Origin of the sequence: Mycobacterium sp. (assembly GCF_052144515.1) — a bacterium.
In the GTDB taxonomy this organism is placed as follows: Bacteria; Actinomycetota; Actinomycetes; order Mycobacteriales; family Mycobacteriaceae; genus Mycobacterium.
On sequence record NZ_JBKQQD010000092.1, the window covers coordinates 49288 to 67956 of the forward strand.

Below are 18669 nucleotides of genomic sequence, written 5' to 3' on the forward strand. Positions count from 1 at the left end.
TCACGACGTTATGGGGTTTTGAGGAACACGTCGTTGAGGGTGACGGTACGAAGGTTGCGGGACCGGATGATGTCGACGAGTTGCGGATAGACGTGGGTGACTGGCGCGTGATTGAGGTGACCGATAACGATGTCCTGCGGGGTGAAGTACTTGTCGGCCATCTTGACGATGTATTCCTCGGTGATCAACGTGGAATCCGACAGCGAACCCGACCACAAGGTCGGGACTTTGTAGCCAAGGTTGGCTGCCACCGCATCAACGGCGGCGTTGTGTTTTGCGTAGGGTGGCCGGAAGTACGGCTTGGCGCCTACTCCGTAGGTCTTCTTCAGGAATTCGTCATTGCGGGTGAGCTGCTGGGCGATCTCACTTTTCGGCAGCGTGGTCAAATCCGGGTGTGACCACGTGTGGTTGCCGAGTTGGATTTGTCCGGAGTCCACCAACGGCCGCAGTAGCGCCGCGTTCTCGGTCCATGAGTTGTATATGCCGTTGACGAAATATGTCAGCCGCATGCCGGTGTCTTTGGCGAGCTGTGTGTAGGCGCGCACCACCTCACTGCTGACGCCGTCGTCGAGGGTCAGCGCAAGCAGATCACCTTCGCCGGGGATCTTGGTGAGTGCGCCTCCGCCGGGCAGCGCGATGCGCGCACTCGGCGACGGTGGCGGCAACAAGGCTGCCGGTGCGGTTGGACCCGAGGTCGCCGCCGCACCGCCGGCCGTCTGGGCGAATGTCTGTGGCTGCGGATCGACAACCAGCCGGGCCGCGCCGACACCGGCCACCGTGGCAGCGGCGAGCGTCCCGAGGAAACGACGGCGGTTCAGCTCTGGCGCCGCAATGCCTTGAAAGAAACCGGCGGACCTAACCCGATTCTGCGTGGCTTGTTTGCGGTGAGCCCCTCCGGCACGCGGGCGTCCGCGAGGGATGCCCGTGCTGCCAAAGTCCGCGTCCACAGCAGCGAACCGTACCATTAGCAGCGGCGATATGTCGGATTGTCCTCGGGGGGTCAGCTAAGGGTTCGCTTCGAAAACTGTCCGGGCGAACTCACGGACCCCCGGGAGGGCTCGATGGCAGGTAGCTCGGCGGCCGTGGTGACTGCCTTACAACGGTGTGTGCCTACCGGGCGATGGCCACCGGCAACCACGATCGGCCACTGGGCGGGCTGGCTGGGATACTTGCATGACCACCGCATTCGTGTTGTCTTGCGACGCAAATCCGGTGCGGTCGAAGGGGAGGATGTTGCATGCCCTGGCTGCTGGCGGCACAACGCCGGACCTGATCGTGGGCGCCGCGTCGGCGCGCTAAACGGTACGGCGGTCCCGCCCGGCCCGGTCCTGACGGGGTTACCGATTTGTGACTGGTGCTGTTGGGGAAAAGAGACATTTCCCACTCATCCGCCGACGGGGGTCTAGTGCGGCGCTCCGCCCCGGCGTTGTGGCAACTGCACGGGCTCGGTACTCGGGGTTCCCAACGTGAAGGCCAGCCAGGGCAGCGATGCAGCGAACGCCTGCGCGGCGAACGGCCAGTCATGTCTGCCTGCCTGGCTAACCACCGCGCAGTCGATCCCGTTGGCGGCGGCGACGTTGCACAACGAGTAGGCGGCGGCGTCCTGGCCTTCCGGGTTGGCGACGGAGTCGGGAGTAGTAGCACCAGACGGGCCCGCCGCCTGGGCGAGGTTGTGCGGAGCACTGGGCGCGGGCACGTCGAACCATCCCGACACCCCGGAGTAGCGACCGTGGCGATTGATGACGGTGATCGGGTCGTAGGCAGCCCAGGCCGCCTGGTTGCCGCCGAACAACCGGGCGATGGTTTGCTCCTTGGCGCCGACGTTGGGACGTACGTCGCCGGCGACGTCGACAAACGCGCTGAAGATATCCGGGTGCATGACCGTCAGGTCAACGGCGCAGGTACCGCCCATCGACCATCCAGCGACGCCCCAATTGGCCCGGTCGGCACTCACCCCGAAGTTGCTCACCATGAACGGCACAACATCTTTCGTCAGGTGATCGGCAGCGTTACCGCGGCTGCCGTTGACACACTCGGTGTCGTTGTCGAACGCGCCGGTGGCATCGACGAACACCAGCGCCGGAGCGTAGCCCTGATGATGGGCCGCGAAGTCGTCCACGGTGTCGAAAGCGCCGCCGGCGCGCAGCCAGTCGGCGGGGGTGTTGAACGCCGAACTGATCATCATCACCGTCGGCAGTCGGGGCGGCGGGTTGGTGGCGAACCAGGCCGGAGGCAGATACACCAACTCGGGGCGGTGCGGAAAGTGCGACGCATCGGCGCCGACCGTCACCGGCACCACGACGCCCTTGCTCGGCTTGGTCCCCTCGACCTGCATCGCGGTGACCTTCAGCCGATCGATCTGGTCGGGCAACGGCCCAGAAGTGAGCTGGTTCCATGCGGCGCTCACCGTCGGGAAGTAGCCGACCCACACGTTCAGCGCCAGCACCGCACACAGCGCGCACAGGGGCACCGACAGCACCGACACCCCGCGCCGCCACCAGCGGGCCCTGGGCCAGCCCAGCAACAGCACGCCGACGGCAAGCCCACTCATCGCTATCCACAGCCACAGCCACGCCGGCGCCGGGTCACCGGCCACCCCGAGCGACGCGATGTACCAGTACGCCAGCGCCGTCACCGCGGCCGCCACGATCAGCGCCACCGGAAATCCCCACCTGCGCCAGCGCCGCCTCCGCCAATCGATCGCGCTGACCGTCACCAGCAGGGTTAACACCTGCACTGTCGCCGGCAACCAGCCATGCAGCAACGACAGTTGTTCAAAGTGACCCAACAGGTATGACTTTCGTAGAGCGCCAGATGCGATGAGGTGAAATCAACTATCCCACATCAGTACCGCCGGCCACGTCGTCGATCGCCGGACGGCCGCGCTCGCTCCAGGTCTGAAAGGTGGCGGATCGTCGTCGACGTAAGGTGGGGCCGGCTCGGCGTAGCTCGAGAACTCGGCGCGTCAGGCTTGGCGGGCTTGGTGGTTGTGTCAGCGTTCGGTGGCGATGCGATAGGCGCGGGTGCGGCGCCGTTTGGGCATCATCGCGGTGCGCTCAGCGCAGTAGTCGGCCGGCGGGGGTTCGACTTCGGGTGCGGGCATGGCGCCCACGGCGCGGCACAGACTGGGGAACATCAGCGCGCTGCCCGGGGTGGTGACATAGGCGTGCCCCGCTGGGGAGGTCAGGATCAGGGCCAAGCTGACCAGATACGCGCCGCACCTTCTAGGGCCAATAGTCCCTACCCCGGGCGGGTATGCGGTGGCATCGTTCGGAACATGACGCAAACTCCTGAATCCAGGGCCGAACCGACGACCGTGACAACTGGGCAATCCGGGAACGACGATCGAAACGGCGCGTCTAGTCGTCTAGGCCAAGCGACGGCGTGGGTGGTCATCGTCGCCGGTGTCGTGTTCGTCGTGGCGGTGATCTTTTTCGCGGGGCTCTTCTTGGGCTGGTCCTCCGGTGCCCACTATGGCTGGCACCGGGGTTACTACGGCGGCCGTGACGGTAGCTGCCCAATGATGGGGCCGGGGACGATGGGGCCGTGGATGATGGGACCCGGAGGAATGAGTCCGGGTGGACCGATAGGTCCTCAGCAATCGCCTACGACGTCGATCCCGGCGACGCCGCACCCCTAAGTTCGTAGCGCCGGGCTCAGGCGGCGCGCACATCGCGACAAATTGATTCGGTTGCGGCGACGCGGCTGGCGACGCGGCCGCCGGGCCGCACCGGTCAGCAGTAGGACACGCCCATGTCGACCGAAACCTGAGTTCCGGTGACGAATCTGGATTGGTCAGAGGCCAGCCAGGCGACGGCGTCGGCGATGTCCTCGGGCTGGGCGTGGCCTTCGGGTAGCAGCGGCCTGTTCAGGCCCCGCAGGTAGGGGTAGGTGTCACCGGCCGATTGGATCGCCTCGCGCATCTGGCCGCCGCCCATGGGGCTGTCGACCGCCCCCGGGTGCAGGCTGTTGACGCGGATGCTGTGCCGGCCCAGCTCGGCGGCGAACCCACGGGCCATCCCGGTGACGGCGTGTTTGCTCACCACGTAGTGGATCATGAACGGCTCCATCTTGATGCCGGCCGCGGAACCGATGAGGATGATCGACCCGCCACGGCCACCGTCGATGATGTGACGGGCAGTCGCCACCACGGTGTTCCACGTGCCCGTCACGTTCGTGTCGATGGTGTCGCGAAAGGCTTCGGCGGTTATCCGATCCCACGGCGCCGGGCTGCAGATCCCGGCGTTGGCGACGACGATGTCGAGACGACCAAGTTCCCCGACCGCCTCTTCGACGGCCGCGTGGAGTGCGTCGAGGTCACGGATGTCGACCACCGCGGTGACGACCCGTCTGCCGTTGGCGCTGACCAGCTGCGCCGTTTCGGCAAGGTCGGCGGGCGTCGGCGAATCGTACGGAACACTGGACGGCAACGGCCCGGCAAGATCAAGCGCGATGATGTCGGCGCCTTCGGCGCTGAGTCGCACCGCGTGCGCCCGGCCCTGTCCCCGCGCGGCGCCGGTGATCAGCGCCACCCTTCCCGAGAGTGACTGGCCCATCGGTCTTTTGCGTTCCTTTCGTGCCGATCCCTGATCGCAGGCAGTGAACCCTTCCTGCGGGAGCGTCGTTTTCCAAGACAGTGCTCAGTGGAGCACTCGGCGAAGCGTAGCCTCAACCTGGCAGCGCGGATACGGGCCGGAAAAACGGAAGGAGACATCATGACTGTCACCGTTGTCGACGCGGGACCTCAGCGGGTTTGCCGGTCGGTCGAAGTGGCAGCACCGGCGGCTGAGCTGTTCGCGATGGCAGCCGATCCCCGGCGCCACCACGAACTGGACGGATCGGGAACTGTGCGCGACAACGTCAAGGTGCCCGCCGAAATGGCTGTGGGGTCGAAGTTTTCGACGAGCATGAAGATGTATGGGCTGCCCTACCGGATCACCAGCACGGTGACCGCCTTCAGGCCCAACGAATTGGTCGAATGGCGCCATCCGGTTGGCCACCGCTGGCGGTGGGAGTTCGAGGCACTCTCACCGACGCTGACCCGGGTCACCGAGACGTTCGACTTTCACGACGCCGGTGCGCTCAAGAACAAGCTCAGGTACTACGACCGGATCGGCGCCCGGAAAGCGAACACCGCGGGCATCGAGGCGACCCTGGCCAAGCTGCGAGACCGCTACGCCGCGCAGTAGGTGATCAGTCCGGGTCGGAGGCATCCCACGGGACCACGCCGGAAACCCAGTGGCTCAGCTGTTCGACCTGATCGTTGCGATGCAGGTGGCGCGGCGGAGTTGCATAGCTGGAGTAGGGCCGGCAGCGGATGACGACGCGGTTCTCCCGGTCGCACATCTCTTCGACGGACGGGCGTGCCTCGTCGGGCAGTGGCTGGCCCGACATTCGGCCGGCTACCGCCATCATGACGTCGACGGCCAGCTCACGGTCTCGGTCGATGGTGGCGTCGGCGTAGACCTGTAGATAGCTGAACGGCCAGCGCTCGTCGAGAACGCACAGGCTGACCTTGCCGTCGCGTTCGACGATGCGGGCCTTGCCGCGCCCGGCCATCGTGGACACCAGCAGTTCGTCGGTGTCGGTGGGGATGTAGTAGACGATCGACATGGCCGGACCGTCGTTGCGGCGGCGGTAGCCGAACACACAGGTCCGGTGGGTGCGCACGAATTCGCGGCGCTCGGAGGGAAGCATGTCGCGGTCGGTCGGAGCCGGGTAGGGCTCTGATGCCAGCGGGATCAAAGACAGATGCATAGCGAAATGTCCTTGCTGTCAAGGTCGTTGACCCATTGATTATTTATGGCTACAGTGTGCCCATAAATAGTGGGGATGTCAACTGACCGCCGACACGCCGTCATCAAGCCGCTCCCGCGGGCGCCCGGCCCTGCCCCTGGACCGGATCCTCGGCGTGGCTCTCGAACTCGTCGACGAGAGGGGGGCTGACGCGCTGTCCATGCGGTCGCTGGCGCAGTGCCTGGGATCGGGCACCGCCACGCTGTACCGTCATTTCGGCAGCCGATCGGAACTGGTTGCGTTGGTGGTCGACCGGATGATCGGCGAAATCGATATGCGGGCAATTGCCTCGCTGCCCTGGCAACAAGCCTGTATGTCGTTCGCGCAGAGCATGTTTGACGCGCTCGGCCAGCACGGTAACGTGGCGTCCCTGTTGATCGGGCACGTTCCGGTGGGACCCAACGCGCTAGCCCAGCGGGAGCTTGTTCTTTCGGTCCTGCTCGACAACGGCTTCGCGCCGGCGGCCGCCGCCCACGCCTATGCCACGGTGTCGCGTTATGTGCTCGGCTTCGCGATCCAAATCTCCGGGTCGACGGCGGCCGGTGGCCAACAAGACGCCGAAGTATCGGCCGCATTCCACCGCCTCGATCCCTCCCGCTATCCCGCTACGGTCGCGGTCGCCGACGAGCTTCCCGTTCCGTTGGAGGAGGAGTTCACGTTCGGATTGCAGCTCATCGTGGCCGGGCTGGAGCGATTGCACGGTTCTGCTACACCCAGGGCAGGACCTCATCGGTAAGCAACTGCAAACTGGCCCAGCCTTGGTCGATCGGCAGTCCGCCCACGAGGGGGTTCATGACAACTTCTCTTCTGCCACAACGGATCTGGTCGGTCAACTGGTCAGGGGTGAGGATCTCGACAGTGTTCAGGCGCCGTAGGTCCGCGATCGAAGCGGCGGCGATCTCGTTGGGCCGTGGTACGCCTGCACGCTTCCAGGCGCTGTATTCGGTGGCCTCGTTCATGATGAAAGCGCCGTAGCGGGTCCAGGCTTCGTCGGGGTCGGTGTGCAGCAACGTGACTGTACTGCCGTTTTCGGGGTGGTAGACGAAGCCCGTCTTGCCGAGCTTGCGCAACTCTTGGTGGTACACCGCTTCCACCTCGGGCAAGGCCATCGGCGGCGAGAACGGTAGTCCGAAGCGCGCCGCTCGCCGGGCCGCCGCAGGGATCATACCGCCGATGAAAAAGACCGGATGCGGGCGAGTATGTGGTTTCGGCGTGACGTTGATGAACTTGCCGTCATGTTCGAAGGGTTCATCGCCCCACGCCTCGAGCATCACCGAGAGGCAACGATCCATCAGGTCGCCGCGGCCCGCCTAGTCTTTCCCGACCGCCCGGTATTCCTCTGGCCGGTAACCCATTCCGGCCACGAAGCTGAAGCGGCCCTGGGCCAGGTTGTCCAGCACGGCGATGTCCTCGGCGAGCCGGATCGGGTCGTAGAGGGGCACGATGAGCGCGTTGATACTGATTCGCACGCGCCGCGTTCGTCCGGCGACCGCGGCGGCCAGAATCAGCGGCGACGGGAGCCAACCCGTGGCCGCCAGATGATGTTCTTCGCCGCTGACGGCGGTGAATGCGTGCTTGTCGGCAAACTCGGCCATTTCGAGCGCGGCCTGATAACGCTCCGCGTGGTGCACTGCGGGGTTGGCGATATTCGTCATGTTCAACCGCAGCGCGACGAGCAAACTCATGGGCGGCTCGGGCGGCGCGACGGCGCGAACAGCGATCCCCTGATCAGTTTCTTGGCCGAACTCAACGTGGCGTCGTAGGCCTCCGGCGAGAGATTGGCCGCCTGTTCGGACAGACCGCGCGTCAGCGCACAGATGGCTTCCACCGCGGAGCCCGCATCGGTCTCGGGGGACAGCCGTCCTTGTAGCCGGGCGTCCTCGACGACCTCGCTGACCACGTCGCGCAGCGCTTTGGACCCGGCCTGTGCAGTGCTCTGGGCGCGCATCGCCCTCAAGAACGCGGTCAGATAGGGATAGTCGAGGATCAACCGTTTGGACTCGTCCAGCACCGCGTCGAGGCGGTCAACGGCATCGTCGGTCTGCGCAATGGCAGCGCGCAGCCGCGGCAAGACGATCTGCTCGATTTCCTCGCCCGTCGCGCTGAACAGGTCGGATTTGTTCGCAAAGTAGTGGTAGAGGCTGCCGCTGGTCGTGTCGGCTGCGCGGGCGATCTCGCGGATCGTCGCCTGCGAATAGCCGACCTCGGCCACACAGCGCATTGCCGCGGTGATGATTCGCCGGCGCGTCTGCTCACCGTCTGCGCCCACGGGTCGGCCGAGCTGAGAGGGCGTGACGGTCACTGCCACCCCACACCTCCGCGGACCCGGAACTAATCGATCGGTCGAATATATTCGAGTGAGTGGGGACGCGATCACAATGACCCGGACGCAGCTGGGCCGCCCCGTCGGTGCCAGCGGCGAGGAAACTCGCCAGCGGATCATCGTCGCGACCATGCGCTGTGTGGCCGAGGTCGGGTATTCGCAGGCGACGATCCGCGAGATCGCCCGGACGGCGGGCGTGACCAGTGCCAGCCTGTACAACTACTTTCCGAACAAGTCGGAACTGATCAAGGCGACGATCGCGGCCAGAGCCGACGCCGCGATGCCGCGCCTGCGCCAGGCTGCAGCACGACCCGGCAGCATCAGCGACCGAATCGAAGCGGTGCTCGACGAGTGCGGTCACCTGATGCGCGAGTACCCGGACTTGGCCGCGTTCGAGTGGGCGATCCGGGCCGAGAATGTCGAGAATGTCACTGCACCGGACGGAGCGGAGCTAGGAGCCGGGTTCGAGACATTCCGCGAGATCATCGAGGGCGTCGTTGCGGATGCGCACCGGTGTGGCGAACTCGGTGATCACCCGGATTCACGCGGTGTGGTCGAGGCGATCTATGCGCTCGTCTATGGCCTGACCGAACTGGCTGCCACGTTGCCTCCGGAGGATTACCACGCCGCGCTGAGCTCGGCCAAAGTCTTGGTGAGGGGCACACTGTTCGGCGCCTAATAGACGCTATCCCCTTGATACGATCAAGCGATTAATTATAGAGTCGGGCTCACGGAGAGTGGGGTCGAGACCTTGACCGAGACCGTTGGGTGCGCGTTCGATGTCGACGCGCTGCGACAGAAGTACGCCGAAGAGCGGGCACGGCGACTGCGCCCCGACGGCATCGCGCAGTACGTGGAGATCGCCGGTGAGTTCGCCCGGTTCGCGGAGGACCCTTGGGTGGATGGGCAGTTCGCGCGCGAACCGCTGACCGACGACGTCGACGTGGCCATCGTCGGGGCGGGCTTCGGCGGGCTGTTGACGGGAGCGCGGCTACGCCAGCTCGGCGTCGAAAGTGTGCGATTGATCGACCGAGCGGCCGACGTAGGCGGCACGTGGTACTGGAATCGGTATCCGGGGATCGCTTGCGACGTCGAGTCCTATGTGTACATCCCGCTGCTGGAAGAGGTCGGCTACATCCCCGCGGATAAATACGCCAAGGGAGCCGAGATCTTCGCGCACTGCCAGCGCATCGCCGATCACTACGACCTGTATCGCGATGCGTGCCTGCAGACCGATGTCCATGAGATCCATTGGGAAGCTGCGAGTTCCCGCTGGATTATCCGGACCAACCGCGGCGACGAGATGCGGGCCAGGTTCGTCTCCATGGCCAACGGGTATCAGGCGAAACCGAAACTGCCCGGCATTCCCGGGATCAGTTCCTTTCGCGGGAAGACGTTTCATACCAGCCGGTGGGACTACGGCTACACCGGCGAGAAGCTGGAGAACCTGGCCGTCAGCCGCGTCGGCATCATCGGCACCGGGGCGACCGCCGTCCAATGTGTGCCGCACCTCGCGGCGGCGGCACAGCACCTCTACGTCTTCCAGCGCACACCGTCATCGGTGGACGTGCGCGCCAACCAGCCCACGGATCTACAATGGGTCAACACATTACAGCCGGGGTGGCAACAAGAGCGGATACAGAACTTTCAGATCCTCACGGCCGGTGGGCAGGCGGAGGAAGATCTGGTCGCCGATGCCTGGACGAGCATCACCCGGAAGCTTCCGGTGATGCGCCACGACACCGACGCGTCGGTGAGCCCCGAGCAACGCACCCGCGACATCGAGCTCGCCGACTTCGCCAAGATGGAGGAAATCCGGGCTCGGGTCGCTGAGATTGTGGCCGATCCCGCCACCGCGGAGGCGCTTAAACCCTGGTACGGCTACTTCTGCAAGCGGCCCTGCTTCCACGATGAGTATCTGCAAACATTCAACCGCGACAACGTCACACTGGTCGACACTCGCGGCCGCGGGGTGGAGCGCATCACCGAGACGGGTGTCGTGGTCGGCGGAGTGCACTACGAGCTCGACTGTCTGATCTTCGCAACGGGTTTCGAGGTAGGTACCGATTACTGCCGTCGCACCGGGTTCGAGTTGATCGGTCGCGACGGCGTGACGCTGACCGAGAAGTGGCGCGACGGTGTGCGTACGTTTCAGGGCTTGTATACCAACGGTTTCCCGAACTGCTTCATCGAAAGCATCGCCCAGGCTGGGCTCACGGTGAACTTTCCCTATCTGCTTGACGTACAGGCCAGCCACGCCGCGTGGATCATCGCCTGGGCCATCGAACACGGCGCCACCGAAGTCGAAGCCTCGCCCGACGCGGAGGGCGCCTGGGTCGACACTGTTGTGCAGCGTTCGGCACTGACCGCCGAGCGGGCCAAGACATGCACTCCCGGCTACTACAACCGGGAGGGCAAGGCGGACGCCAAGACTCGGCAGGGCAGCTTCTTCTTCGGCACACCCACCGAGTACGCGGACATCCTGGCGGCGTGGCGGGCCAAGGGCGACCTAGAGGGGCTCGAGATTCGCGGGACCGCTCCATGAGGTACGTCCTCGGCCGGATACGGGCGGCGGTGCGGCGCCGGCCCGCACCGAGGGTGGCGATCATCGGGGCCGGGTTCGGCGGCCTCGGTACGGCCGTGGCTCTGCGCCGGGCCGGCATCGACGATCTGACGATCATCGAGGCCGACGACGGCGTCGGGGGCACCTGGCGGCGCAACACCTACCCCGGCGCCGCCTGCGACATCCAGAGTCACCTGTATTCGTTTTCGTTCGCGCTCAACAAATCCTGGAGCCGAACCTACGCTCGTCAGCCCGAGATTTTGGCCTACCTGGAGTCGGTGGTCGACGACTTCGATCTGCGTCGCCACCTCATGCTCGACACCAGGGTCGACACCATCCGCTGGAATGCCGACACGTGGCAGTGGGACTGCCAGGTGGAGCGCGCCGGGCGCACCGCCACGCTGACCGCCGACGTCGTCGTCTGCGCGGTGGGTTTGTTTGGGTCGCACAAAATCCCAGATATCGCCGGCCTGAACGACTTCGGTGGCACCCTGATGCACACCGCGCAGTGGGATCACACCATCGACTTGGTGGGCAAGAAGGTGGCGGTGATCGGCACGGGAGCCAGCGGGGTGCAGGTGGTTCCCGAGCTGGCCAAAATCGCCGAGCGCCTCACGGTGTTCCAGCGCACACCACCGTGGATGGTCCCCAAGGATGACCGCCCTTACAGCGCAACAGAATTGGCGCAATTCCGGCGCAACCCGCTGGCTACCCGCCGCACACGCTGGCAGATCTGGAAATTCCAGCACGACAACACCGCGACCTTCGCGGACGACCCGGTCGTCACCGCCCGCACCCAGATCGCAACCTCGTTCCTCGAGCGCACCGTGGCCGACGAGCGGCTTCGGCAAGCGCTGACACCGGACTATCCGTTTCGCTGCAAACGCGTGCTGCTGGGCGACGACTACTACCGGGCCCTACAGCAAGACCGTGTCGATCTTGTCACCGACCCCATCGACCGCATCACCGAGAAGTCGGTGGTGACGGGGACCGGCCAGGCCTTTCCCGTCGATGCCATCGTGCTAGCCACGGGCTTCGAAACGTCGCACTACCTGTCGGGCATCGACGTCATCGGAACCGGAGGACAGCGCCTGCACGAGCGATGGGGACTTGACCCCAGCGCCTACTTGGGCGTCGCCGTCAGCGGATTCCCGAACTTCTTTATGCTCTACGGCCCCAACACCAACCAGGGCGGCAACTCAATCGTCTACATTCTCGAGGCCGGCGCGCGACTGGTGGCCAGCGCGGTGGGCCGGTTGGCGCGTCGGGGCGGATACCTCGACGTACGCCCCGAGGCCGAAAAGCAGTACAATGAACGGCTTTCCGCAGATCTTGAGCGGACGATCTGGACCCAGTGCGACAGTTACTTCCGTTCACCCACCGGCCGCATCGTTACCCAATGGCCCTACACCGAACTGGACTACGCCCGCCGCACCTGGAGGCTGCGGCCGCGAGATTGGTTGCACCGCAACGGTGCGGCTCCGGCAAGCGGGCGCGGAACCGTCAGGGCTACATCGAATCGTTCGCCGTCGCCGGTGTAGTTCTTGACGCCATCAGCAGTCGGTCACGCCGAAATCGATGATGCCGCGGATCAGTTCGCCGGCAGCCTTGTCCGCGCACGCCTCGTTTATTTCGTCCAGCCGGTAGCGCTTGGAGATCATTTCATCGAGTAGCAACTGACCCGACTCGTACAGCGAAGCCAGCAGCGGGATATCGCTTTTGGGGTTGCATGATCCAAACACGGTGCCGCACAACGTTTTGTTCATCAATATGAAGTCTTGCAGTGTGACGGCGATCGAACTCAACTGCGGTGACGGCAATCCGGTGAGCACACAGGTGCCTCCCTTGCGAGTGAGCAGCAGCGCTGTCTCGACGTCGGCCTCGCCGATCATCGCGGGGGAGACGACGACCGCGTCGGCCATCACGCCGCGGGTCAGCTCACGCACCAGCTCGATCGCGTCGGATCCCGCTGCCGCGGTGTGGGTGGCACCGAACTTCAGCGCGGACTCGCGCTTGAACTCGACCGGGTCGATCGCGACGATGCGCGCGGCGCCGCTGATGCGCGCGCCCTGAATGGCAGCGCTACCGATGCCGCCCGCGCCGATCACCACCGCCGTGTCGCCGCCGCGCACCTGGGCACGCCGCGCCGCCGAGCCGTATCCGGTCGGAACCGCGCACGCCAGCAGTGCGGCGGGCACCAGCGGGAAACCCTGGTCGATTTTCACCAGCGAGTCAGCCGAGACGACGGTGTGTTCGGCGAACGCACCAATCTTGGAGATGTGCCACAGGTTTCGTCCGTCGACGGTGTGATGGCGGAAAGTGCCGTCGGTCGGCATCCCCGGGGCCAGCGTCCCAGAACCCTTGTCGCACAGATATTCCATCCCCGAGGCGCACCACCGGCATTGTCCGCACACCGCAACGAAGGACGTCACCACATGGTCGCCGGGCGCGAAGCGGGTCACGCCTTCGCCCACCTCGAGCACCACGCCGGACCCCTCGTGCCCGCCGATCGTCGGCGACATGGCCCGCAACCCGAGCGAGCGCAGGGTTTCCGCGGGCGGGGCCAGCTTTCCCTGCCGGATGTGTTCGTCGGAGTGGCAAAGGCCGGTGGCGGCCAGCCGCAGCAGCACCTCCCCGGCCCGCGGCAAATCCAACTCGAACTCTTCGACGGTCCACGGACGGCTGTATTCGTAGAGGATGGCCGCGCGGCTTCTCATCGACTTCGCATCGGCGTCTATCGGGCAGGGTCCGCGGCAACCTCGGTGTCGCCGCCCTTAGCCGCCGCACGAAGCTGGTGAAAGTCGTCGAGCGACTTGTCGGCATAGCTGTACGACCATTCGGCGACCGCGTCGCATACGGTGTCGCTGGTGCCAACGTATCCGCGCAATATCGATGCGTTCGCGCTCTGCGAGTGCGCCCGCGCCAGCAGGACCGCACACGCAGTGACGTATTCGCTAAACGTCGAAGCCGACATGCCTTCGGTTTCGACGGTGCCCTTCATGTCGTGGAATTGACGGACGTAATAGTCGCGCCCATCCTTGCGTGTCGTGCCGAGGAACACATCTGACATTGCCTGCAGGATCAGCTGGCCGTCGACAACACGCAGACCGTGGCCCTTCGCCTCGACGGCAGCCTTCAGAGTGTGCGGCTGGCGCCCCCCGCCGTACTCCTCGAGGACGGATCGAGTGGCTTCCTTGATCTGCAGGACGAGCGGCGTGTCTTTCGGGCCGACCAGGATGACCAAGTAACAGCGGGTGCCGACGCTGCCGACACCGACCACCCGCAGCGCGACATCCGTGATACGAAAGTGCGATAGCAGCACCGCGACGTCAGTAGGAACTGCGGCCAGATACTCCTCGATCGACTCGAGCAACATGTCTTCGGTTTCGCCCGCAACGTGTTGCAGAACCGGCGGCGCTTCCCGCAGGCGCGGGGTGCCGTCCGCCCCGACCTCCACGATCTGTTTGACGACACGCGCCGACGTTCGGGTGCGGGCCCGGGATGTCGTCTTCTGAATTACTCCCAGCAGGTCCTTGGATACTTGTCCGGTGTACTTCTCGGGTTCGACCCGCAGGTAGTACCGGTCCAGGACGCTCATCTCGAGCATGGCGTGCAGACTTGTTCGGTAGCCCTCCAAAGCCTGTCGCACACAACTGCGGATGGCCTTGGCGGGATATCCGGCGTGGCGGCCCCCGACGATAGCGCTGGTGATCAGGCGTTTGATGTCCCACTCCCCGGGCGCCACGGCGGCCTCGTCAAAATCGTTGAGGTCGAAGACAATTGAGCGGTCCGGAGCGGCGTATATGCCGAAATTCGAGACGTGAGCGTCACCGCAGCACATTACTTCGATCCCGCTCGTTGGGCTTGCGGCGAGGTCGGCCGCCATGACCGCCGCAGAGCCCCGGTAGAACGAGAAGGGGTCGGTGAGCATCCGGGCGAAACGCAGCGGAACGAGTTCGCGCACCCGGTCGGCGTTTTGCTCGACGAGGATTTCCGTGGCCGTTCGGCCAGACGGAGTCAGTTGTGCGAGTGAACGCCGTGGAACGGAATTTCGGAGCGCCCGACCGCGAGCCACGTCCTCGCTCGGGACTTCAAGATCGATCAGGCGTTCACGCAAAACCCGTTGCGGCATTTGATCAGCATATGCAGCACCGCGCCCGCTGTACTTAGCTTCAGGCTGATTCTCAACGCTGCCAGAAGGTGGCCTGATCGTTAACATCACCAAAAAGTCGGGTGCCAGACGAATTAGTCTGGAAGATCCCGGAAGATCGTCGTGAGAGGACGCCTGCCGATGGTGGAAACGCCTCCGCTAGATAAGCGCGCCCGTACCCGGCGGCGCTTTTCCTGGCTCAACATCCTGGGTGTTGTTGCCGTCGTCCTTGCCGCAACCGCGATCGTGGTCAAGAACGTTCCCGATGCCGGGGCCAACCGAATCCTCAACGTCTCCTATGACCCGACACGTGAGTTGTTCGCGGCGATCGACAAGGCGTTCATCCCGCAATATCGCGCGCACAGCGGGGTCACGCTGGACATCGAAGAATCGCACGGTGGTTCAGGACGGCAGCTAAGGAGTGTCCTCGAGGGCAGCCAGAGAGCCAGCGTGGTGTCACTGGCGCTGATCGGCGACATCCAGACGTTGAGCAAGCGGGGGCTGATCGCACCCGACTGGCAACAGCGTCTGCCGAACAATTCAGTGCCGTACACGTCGACCGTCGTCTTTGTGGTTCGAAAGGGCAATCCCAAAGCCATCCACGACTGGCCCGACCTGGTCAAGGGTGACGTTTCGGTGGTGACACCCAATCCGCGCAGTTCGGGCAACGGACAATTGAGCGTTCTGGCCGCGTGGGGCTCGGTCACCACACGCGGCGGTAACCAGGCCCAAGCGGCCGCGTACGTGCGGGCGCTCCTGCGGCATGTGGCGGTCTCCGACGCCGGCGCCCGCAGTGCGGGCGACAGCTTCGCCCTGGCGAAGATCGGCGATGTGCAGCTGGCCTGGGAGAACGAGGCGCTGCGCGAGGTGGCCGCCAACAAAGACGAACTCGAGCTGGTCTACCCGCCGGTCAGCATCCTCGCCGAGCCCGCCGTGGCCTGGGTCGACGCCAACGTCACCGATCCCAAGACCGCCACCTACGCCAAGGCCTACCTCAATTACTTGTTCACCGACGCCGCACAAGAGCAGGTAGCCCAATGCGGCTATCGGCCCTTCAAGCCCGCAATTCTGGCCAAGCACGCCGACCGGCTGCCCCCTGTGACGCTTTTTCCGATCGGCGCCATCGCCAAGGACTGGAGTGATGCGCACGAGCAGTTCTTCGGCGTCAACGGAATACTCGACACGCTCTCAGCGCCGCCCGGTGCGACGTTGGGAACCTAGCGGAAAGCGTGTCCAAAGTGGGTCTTGCCCTGAACTACGACTTGGTGAAAGGCCGGCATGATCTCATTGCCGGACTCACCGTCGCCGCCATCTCATTCCCTCAGGCGATGGCGTATGCGCTCATTGCCGGAGTGGATCCCCGGTTCGGCGTGTACTCGGCAATCGTCGTCACGATCGTCGCCTCGATCTTCGGCTCCTCCTCGCACCTGATCAACGGGCCAACGAGCGCGATATCGCTACTGGTGTTCACTGCCCTCGCCTTCATCGATTCGGAGAACGCAGGCGAACTCTTCGAGGGGCTGTTCCTCCTGGCCGTCCTGGTTGGTGCTTTCCAAATCGTGATCAGCCTGTTCAAGCTGGGCAACCTGACGCGCTACATTTCCGAGTCGGTCATCATCGGTTTCATGGCCGCGGCAGCGTTTCTGCTTGCCGTCGGACAGTTGGGCAACGCGCTGGGGGTGCGCGACAAAGGCAACGGGCACATGCAGGTGCTGCGTCGGGTATGGCTCACCTTGTTCCACGGCGATCACATCAACTACCGCGCCCTGACGCTCAGTGCTGCCGCGGTGCTGCTGGCGGTCGCCCTGCGCAAACTGGTCCAGCGCTTCGGGTGGCCGCAGATCGACATGCTTGCCGTGTTGATCATCACCGGCCTGATCGCCTATTTCGCGGGCTGGTCGGTTCCGGGTACCGGCGGACATACGGCGGTGTCGGTGGCCGCGAAGATTCCGCGGAGCCTGCCCACCCCGCATATCCCGGAGGTCCACACCGACTGGTTGCCCGAGCTGTCCTCGGGCGCTTTGGCCATCGCGTTCGTCGGCATCATCGAGGCGTTGTCGATCGCCAAAGCCATTGCCTACGAAACCCAACAGAAGATCGACTACAACCGGCAGATCATGGCCGAAGGCCTGGCCAACCTCAGTGGAGGCTTCTTTCAGTGCCTGCCGGGCTCGGGCTCGCTGTCGCGATCGGCGATCAATTACCAGTCGGGTGCCAAAACACGATTCTCCGGGATCGTCTCGGCCGCAACGGTCGCCGCGGCGCTGCTACTGTTCGCGCCTTTACTGCGGTACGTTCCGCAGCCCGCGCTGGCCGGGCTGCTGCTCGTCACCGCCGCGCGGCTGGTCGATTTCAAGCGGTTGTTCTACACGCTGAAGGCATCGCGCTATGACGCCGGCCTGGTGATCGTGACGGCGTTCACCGGCGTGGCAATCGATCTCGACAAATCGGTCCTGCTCGGCGTGATCCTGTCGATCCTGTTGTTCGTGTCGCGCGCGGCGAAGCTGAAAGCCAAAGAACTCATCGTCGCCCCCGAACGCGTGGTCCGCGAACGCATGCCCGGCGATCCCGCCGACCCGTCGATCATCATCTACGACCTGGAAGGCGAGCTATTCTTCGGTGCCGCACCGGAATTGGACCGTTACCTCGTTGCGCTGCACCGACGGATCGCGGATGACGACGTGAAGTTCGTGGTGCTGCGGCTCAAACGCGTGCGCCACCCGGACGTCGTGTGCATCGAACGCATCGAGCATTTCCTACGCGAAGAGACCACGCGTGGCGTGACGATCCTGTTGGCCGGGGTTCGCCCCGACACGCTTGGGATCTTGCACAATGTCGGGATCAAAAGCTGGTTCCCGGCAGAGCACATCTTCCCCGAAGAAGATGAGGAATACTCGGCGACGCTCAAGGCCGTGCGCCATGCCCGTGGCCACTTGGCCCCTGTTGAAATCGGTCGGCCGGTTACGAAAGCAATCGACTTAGCCGACCCCCCCGACCTGTACTACCTAGTCTGATCCCGACTAGGCCGGGTTGCCCGCTTTGACGGCCGCAATCACACCCCCGTCGACCAGCAGGTCGGTGCCGGTGATGAACGAGGCGGTGGGGCTTAGCAAGAAGGCCGCTGCCCCCGCGATGTCGTCCGGAGTCCCGATGCGGCCCGTCGCGGACATGGCGATCATCGCTCGCATGCCATCGCCGACTGGCGAGGCGAGTTCCTGCTGACCCATCGGCGTGGAGATGATGCCAGGGCTGATCGAGTTGATGCGCGCACCCCGCCGACCCCAGTGCGCGCTGGCGGCACGGACGCGAATATGGTTGGCCTGCTTGGCGATTGGATAGGCAAAGTTCGGGTCTGTGATGCTGCTGATGAAGTCTAGTTGAAGCAATTCCCCAGGCGGGTTGTGAGCCAACGCTTTTTCATGCTCGGCGGCCAGCGGAGGGAACATATGCCCAGCCATGCTGGCGATCACCACACCCGCGCCGCCCGGCGCGATGACTTCGCCGAATTCCTGCAGCACGAAAGCGGTTCCGAGCAGATCTACGGCGAGGATCGCTTCGGCCGGGGCCTGTGCCGGGGAGAGTCCGGCGGTGTGTGCGACTTGCGTGACGTCGCCCACCGAGGCCGCGTACTCGGCGAGCCCGCGCACCGATTCCGGTGACGAGACGTCGACGATGCGGCTTTCGACGCAATGGCCGTCTGCGGCTAGTGATCCGGCAACCGATGCAAGCACGGCTTCGTTGTTGTCGGCGAGCAACACTGTCTTACCGGAACCGAGGCGCCGAGCAATCGCCTGGCCCATGCCGCCGACTCCGATCACGACCAGAACTTCCGTCACT

16 protein-coding genes and 2 pseudogenes are annotated in these 18669 nt (G+C 64.8%); 8 read left to right on the top strand and 10 right to left on the bottom strand.

The genetic code is table 11. The features are described from left to right. Positions 1–8 precede the first annotated feature (8 nt). Positions 9–818, bottom strand: coding sequence for a polysaccharide deacetylase family protein (locus ACLP9N_RS04990; protein WP_442406381.1), 810 nt, complete (start codon positions 816–818; stop codon positions 9–11). A 355-nt stretch (positions 819–1173) separates the two neighbouring features. Here ACLP9N_RS04990 and ACLP9N_RS04995 point away from each other — a divergent pair, with 355 nt between their 5' ends. Then, on the top strand, positions 1174–1299 hold the full coding sequence (locus tag ACLP9N_RS04995; protein ID WP_442406352.1) for a hypothetical protein: 126 nt from the start codon (positions 1174–1176) through the stop codon (positions 1297–1299). A 103-nt stretch (positions 1300–1402) separates the two neighbouring features. Here ACLP9N_RS04995 and ACLP9N_RS05000 read toward each other — a convergent pair whose 3' ends face one another. The 3 genes and pseudogenes from ACLP9N_RS05000 to ACLP9N_RS05010 form a co-directional block, all read right to left on the bottom strand. Next, complete coding sequence (locus ACLP9N_RS05000; RefSeq protein WP_442406353.1) at positions 1403–2788, bottom strand: alpha/beta hydrolase; 1386 nt, start codon at positions 2786–2788, stop codon at positions 1403–1405. A gap of 111 nt (positions 2789–2899) precedes the next feature. Continuing rightward, a pseudogene (locus ACLP9N_RS05005) lies at positions 2900–3193 on the bottom strand (hypothetical protein); the annotation flags it as partial. Positions 3194–3734: 541 nt separating this feature from the next. Then, a complete protein-coding gene (locus ACLP9N_RS05010; protein ID WP_442406354.1) occupies positions 3735–4556 on the bottom strand; it encodes a mycofactocin-coupled SDR family oxidoreductase in 822 nt (273 codons plus the stop codon). A 159-nt stretch (positions 4557–4715) separates the two neighbouring features. Here ACLP9N_RS05010 and ACLP9N_RS05015 point away from each other — a divergent pair, with 159 nt between their 5' ends. Continuing rightward, positions 4716–5189, top strand: a complete 474-nt coding sequence (locus ACLP9N_RS05015) for an SRPBCC family protein (RefSeq protein WP_442406355.1) — start codon at positions 4716–4718, stop codon at positions 5187–5189. Positions 5190–5193: 4 nt separating this feature from the next. On the opposite strand, the gene ACLP9N_RS05020 is transcribed toward ACLP9N_RS05015, so the two are convergent. Continuing rightward, a complete protein-coding gene (locus ACLP9N_RS05020) occupies positions 5194–5757 on the bottom strand; it encodes a pyridoxamine 5'-phosphate oxidase family protein (protein WP_442406356.1) in 564 nt (187 codons plus the stop codon). Between the two features lie 136 nt (positions 5758–5893). Between ACLP9N_RS05020 and ACLP9N_RS05025 the strand changes: the two genes are divergently transcribed. Continuing rightward, the gene (locus tag ACLP9N_RS05025; protein WP_442406382.1) at positions 5894–6532 is read left to right on the top strand and encodes a TetR/AcrR family transcriptional regulator; all 639 of its coding nucleotides are present in this window, start codon (positions 5894–5896) and stop codon (positions 6530–6532) included. Here the strand turns inward: ACLP9N_RS05025 and ACLP9N_RS05030 are convergent. Both ACLP9N_RS05030 and ACLP9N_RS05035 read right to left on the bottom strand, forming a co-directional pair. Beyond that, positions 6504–7481: pseudogene (locus ACLP9N_RS05030) on the bottom strand (LLM class flavin-dependent oxidoreductase). The gene ACLP9N_RS05025 and the pseudogene ACLP9N_RS05030 sit on opposite strands and share 29 nt — an antisense overlap. Continuing rightward, positions 7478–8098, bottom strand: a complete 621-nt coding sequence (locus tag ACLP9N_RS05035) for a TetR/AcrR family transcriptional regulator (protein WP_442406357.1) — start codon at positions 8096–8098, stop codon at positions 7478–7480. Before ACLP9N_RS05035 ends, ACLP9N_RS05030 begins: the two are co-directional and overlap by 4 nt. A gap of 76 nt (positions 8099–8174) precedes the next feature. On the opposite strand from ACLP9N_RS05035, the gene ACLP9N_RS05040 reads away from it, so the two are divergent. The 3 genes from ACLP9N_RS05040 (at position 8175) to ACLP9N_RS05050 (ending at position 12223) form a co-directional block, all read left to right on the top strand. Next, positions 8175–8798, top strand: a complete 624-nt coding sequence (locus ACLP9N_RS05040; RefSeq protein WP_442406358.1) for a TetR/AcrR family transcriptional regulator — start codon at positions 8175–8177, stop codon at positions 8796–8798. Between the two features lie 72 nt (positions 8799–8870). Further along, entirely contained in the window at positions 8871–10664 is a 1794-nt protein-coding gene (locus ACLP9N_RS05045; protein ID WP_442406359.1) for a flavin-containing monooxygenase, read from the top strand. Continuing rightward, complete coding sequence (locus ACLP9N_RS05050; protein ID WP_442406360.1) at positions 10661–12223, top strand: flavin-containing monooxygenase; 1563 nt, start codon at positions 10661–10663, stop codon at positions 12221–12223. The genes ACLP9N_RS05045 and ACLP9N_RS05050 overlap by 4 nt, the downstream gene beginning before the upstream one ends. 12 nt (positions 12224–12235) lie before the next feature. Here ACLP9N_RS05050 and ACLP9N_RS05055 read toward each other — a convergent pair whose 3' ends face one another. Beyond that, on the bottom strand, positions 12236–13399 hold the full coding sequence (locus ACLP9N_RS05055; protein WP_442406361.1) for a Zn-dependent alcohol dehydrogenase: 1164 nt from the start codon (positions 13397–13399) through the stop codon (positions 12236–12238). Between the two features lie 17 nt (positions 13400–13416). Beyond that, positions 13417–14814 carry a DUF2252 domain-containing protein gene (locus tag ACLP9N_RS05060; RefSeq protein ID WP_442406362.1) on the bottom strand — a complete coding sequence of 466 codons (1398 nt, stop codon included), beginning with the start codon at positions 14812–14814 and terminating at the stop codon, positions 13417–13419. Positions 14815–14973: 159 nt separating this feature from the next. On the opposite strand from ACLP9N_RS05060, the gene ACLP9N_RS05065 reads away from it, so the two are divergent. Together ACLP9N_RS05065 and ACLP9N_RS05070 are read left to right on the top strand one after the other, a co-directional pair. Beyond that, positions 14974–16053, top strand: a complete 1080-nt coding sequence (locus tag ACLP9N_RS05065) for a sulfate ABC transporter substrate-binding protein (protein WP_442406363.1) — start codon at positions 14974–14976, stop codon at positions 16051–16053. An 8-nt stretch (positions 16054–16061) separates the two neighbouring features. Further along, a complete protein-coding gene (locus ACLP9N_RS05070; RefSeq protein WP_442406364.1) occupies positions 16062–17846 on the top strand; it encodes a SulP family inorganic anion transporter in 1785 nt (594 codons plus the stop codon). 6 nt (positions 17847–17852) lie between these two features. Here the strand turns inward: ACLP9N_RS05070 and ACLP9N_RS05075 are convergent, their stop codons facing one another. Further along, positions 17853–18668 (bottom strand): SDR family oxidoreductase, encoded by an 816-nt coding sequence (locus ACLP9N_RS05075; protein WP_442406365.1) that lies wholly within the window; start codon positions 18666–18668, stop codon positions 17853–17855. Position 18669 lies beyond the last annotated feature (1 nt).

Excerpts from the sequence above, each read along its gene's own strand:
- ACLP9N_RS04995 (WP_442406352.1), top strand. The coding sequence starts at position 1,174 with ATGACCACCGCATTCGTGTTGTCTTGCGACGCAAATCCGGTGCGGTCG.
- ACLP9N_RS05010 (WP_442406354.1), bottom strand. The coding sequence starts at position 4,556 with ATGGGCCAGTCACTCTCGGGAAGGGTGGCGCTGATCACCGGCGCCGCG.
- ACLP9N_RS05015 (WP_442406355.1), top strand. The coding sequence starts at position 4,716 with ATGACTGTCACCGTTGTCGACGCGGGACCTCAGCGGGTTTGCCGGTCG.
- ACLP9N_RS05020 (WP_442406356.1), bottom strand. The coding sequence starts at position 5,757 with ATGCATCTGTCTTTGATCCCGCTGGCATCAGAGCCCTACCCGGCTCCG.
- ACLP9N_RS05040 (WP_442406358.1), top strand. The coding sequence starts at position 8,175 with ATGACCCGGACGCAGCTGGGCCGCCCCGTCGGTGCCAGCGGCGAGGAA.
- ACLP9N_RS05050 (WP_442406360.1), top strand. The coding sequence starts at position 10,661 with ATGAGGTACGTCCTCGGCCGGATACGGGCGGCGGTGCGGCGCCGGCCC.
- ACLP9N_RS05055 (WP_442406361.1), bottom strand. The coding sequence starts at position 13,399 with ATGAGAAGCCGCGCGGCCATCCTCTACGAATACAGCCGTCCGTGGACC.
- ACLP9N_RS05060 (WP_442406362.1), bottom strand. The coding sequence starts at position 14,814 with ATGCCGCAACGGGTTTTGCGTGAACGCCTGATCGATCTTGAAGTCCCG.
- ACLP9N_RS05065 (WP_442406363.1), top strand. The coding sequence starts at position 14,974 with ATGGTGGAAACGCCTCCGCTAGATAAGCGCGCCCGTACCCGGCGGCGC.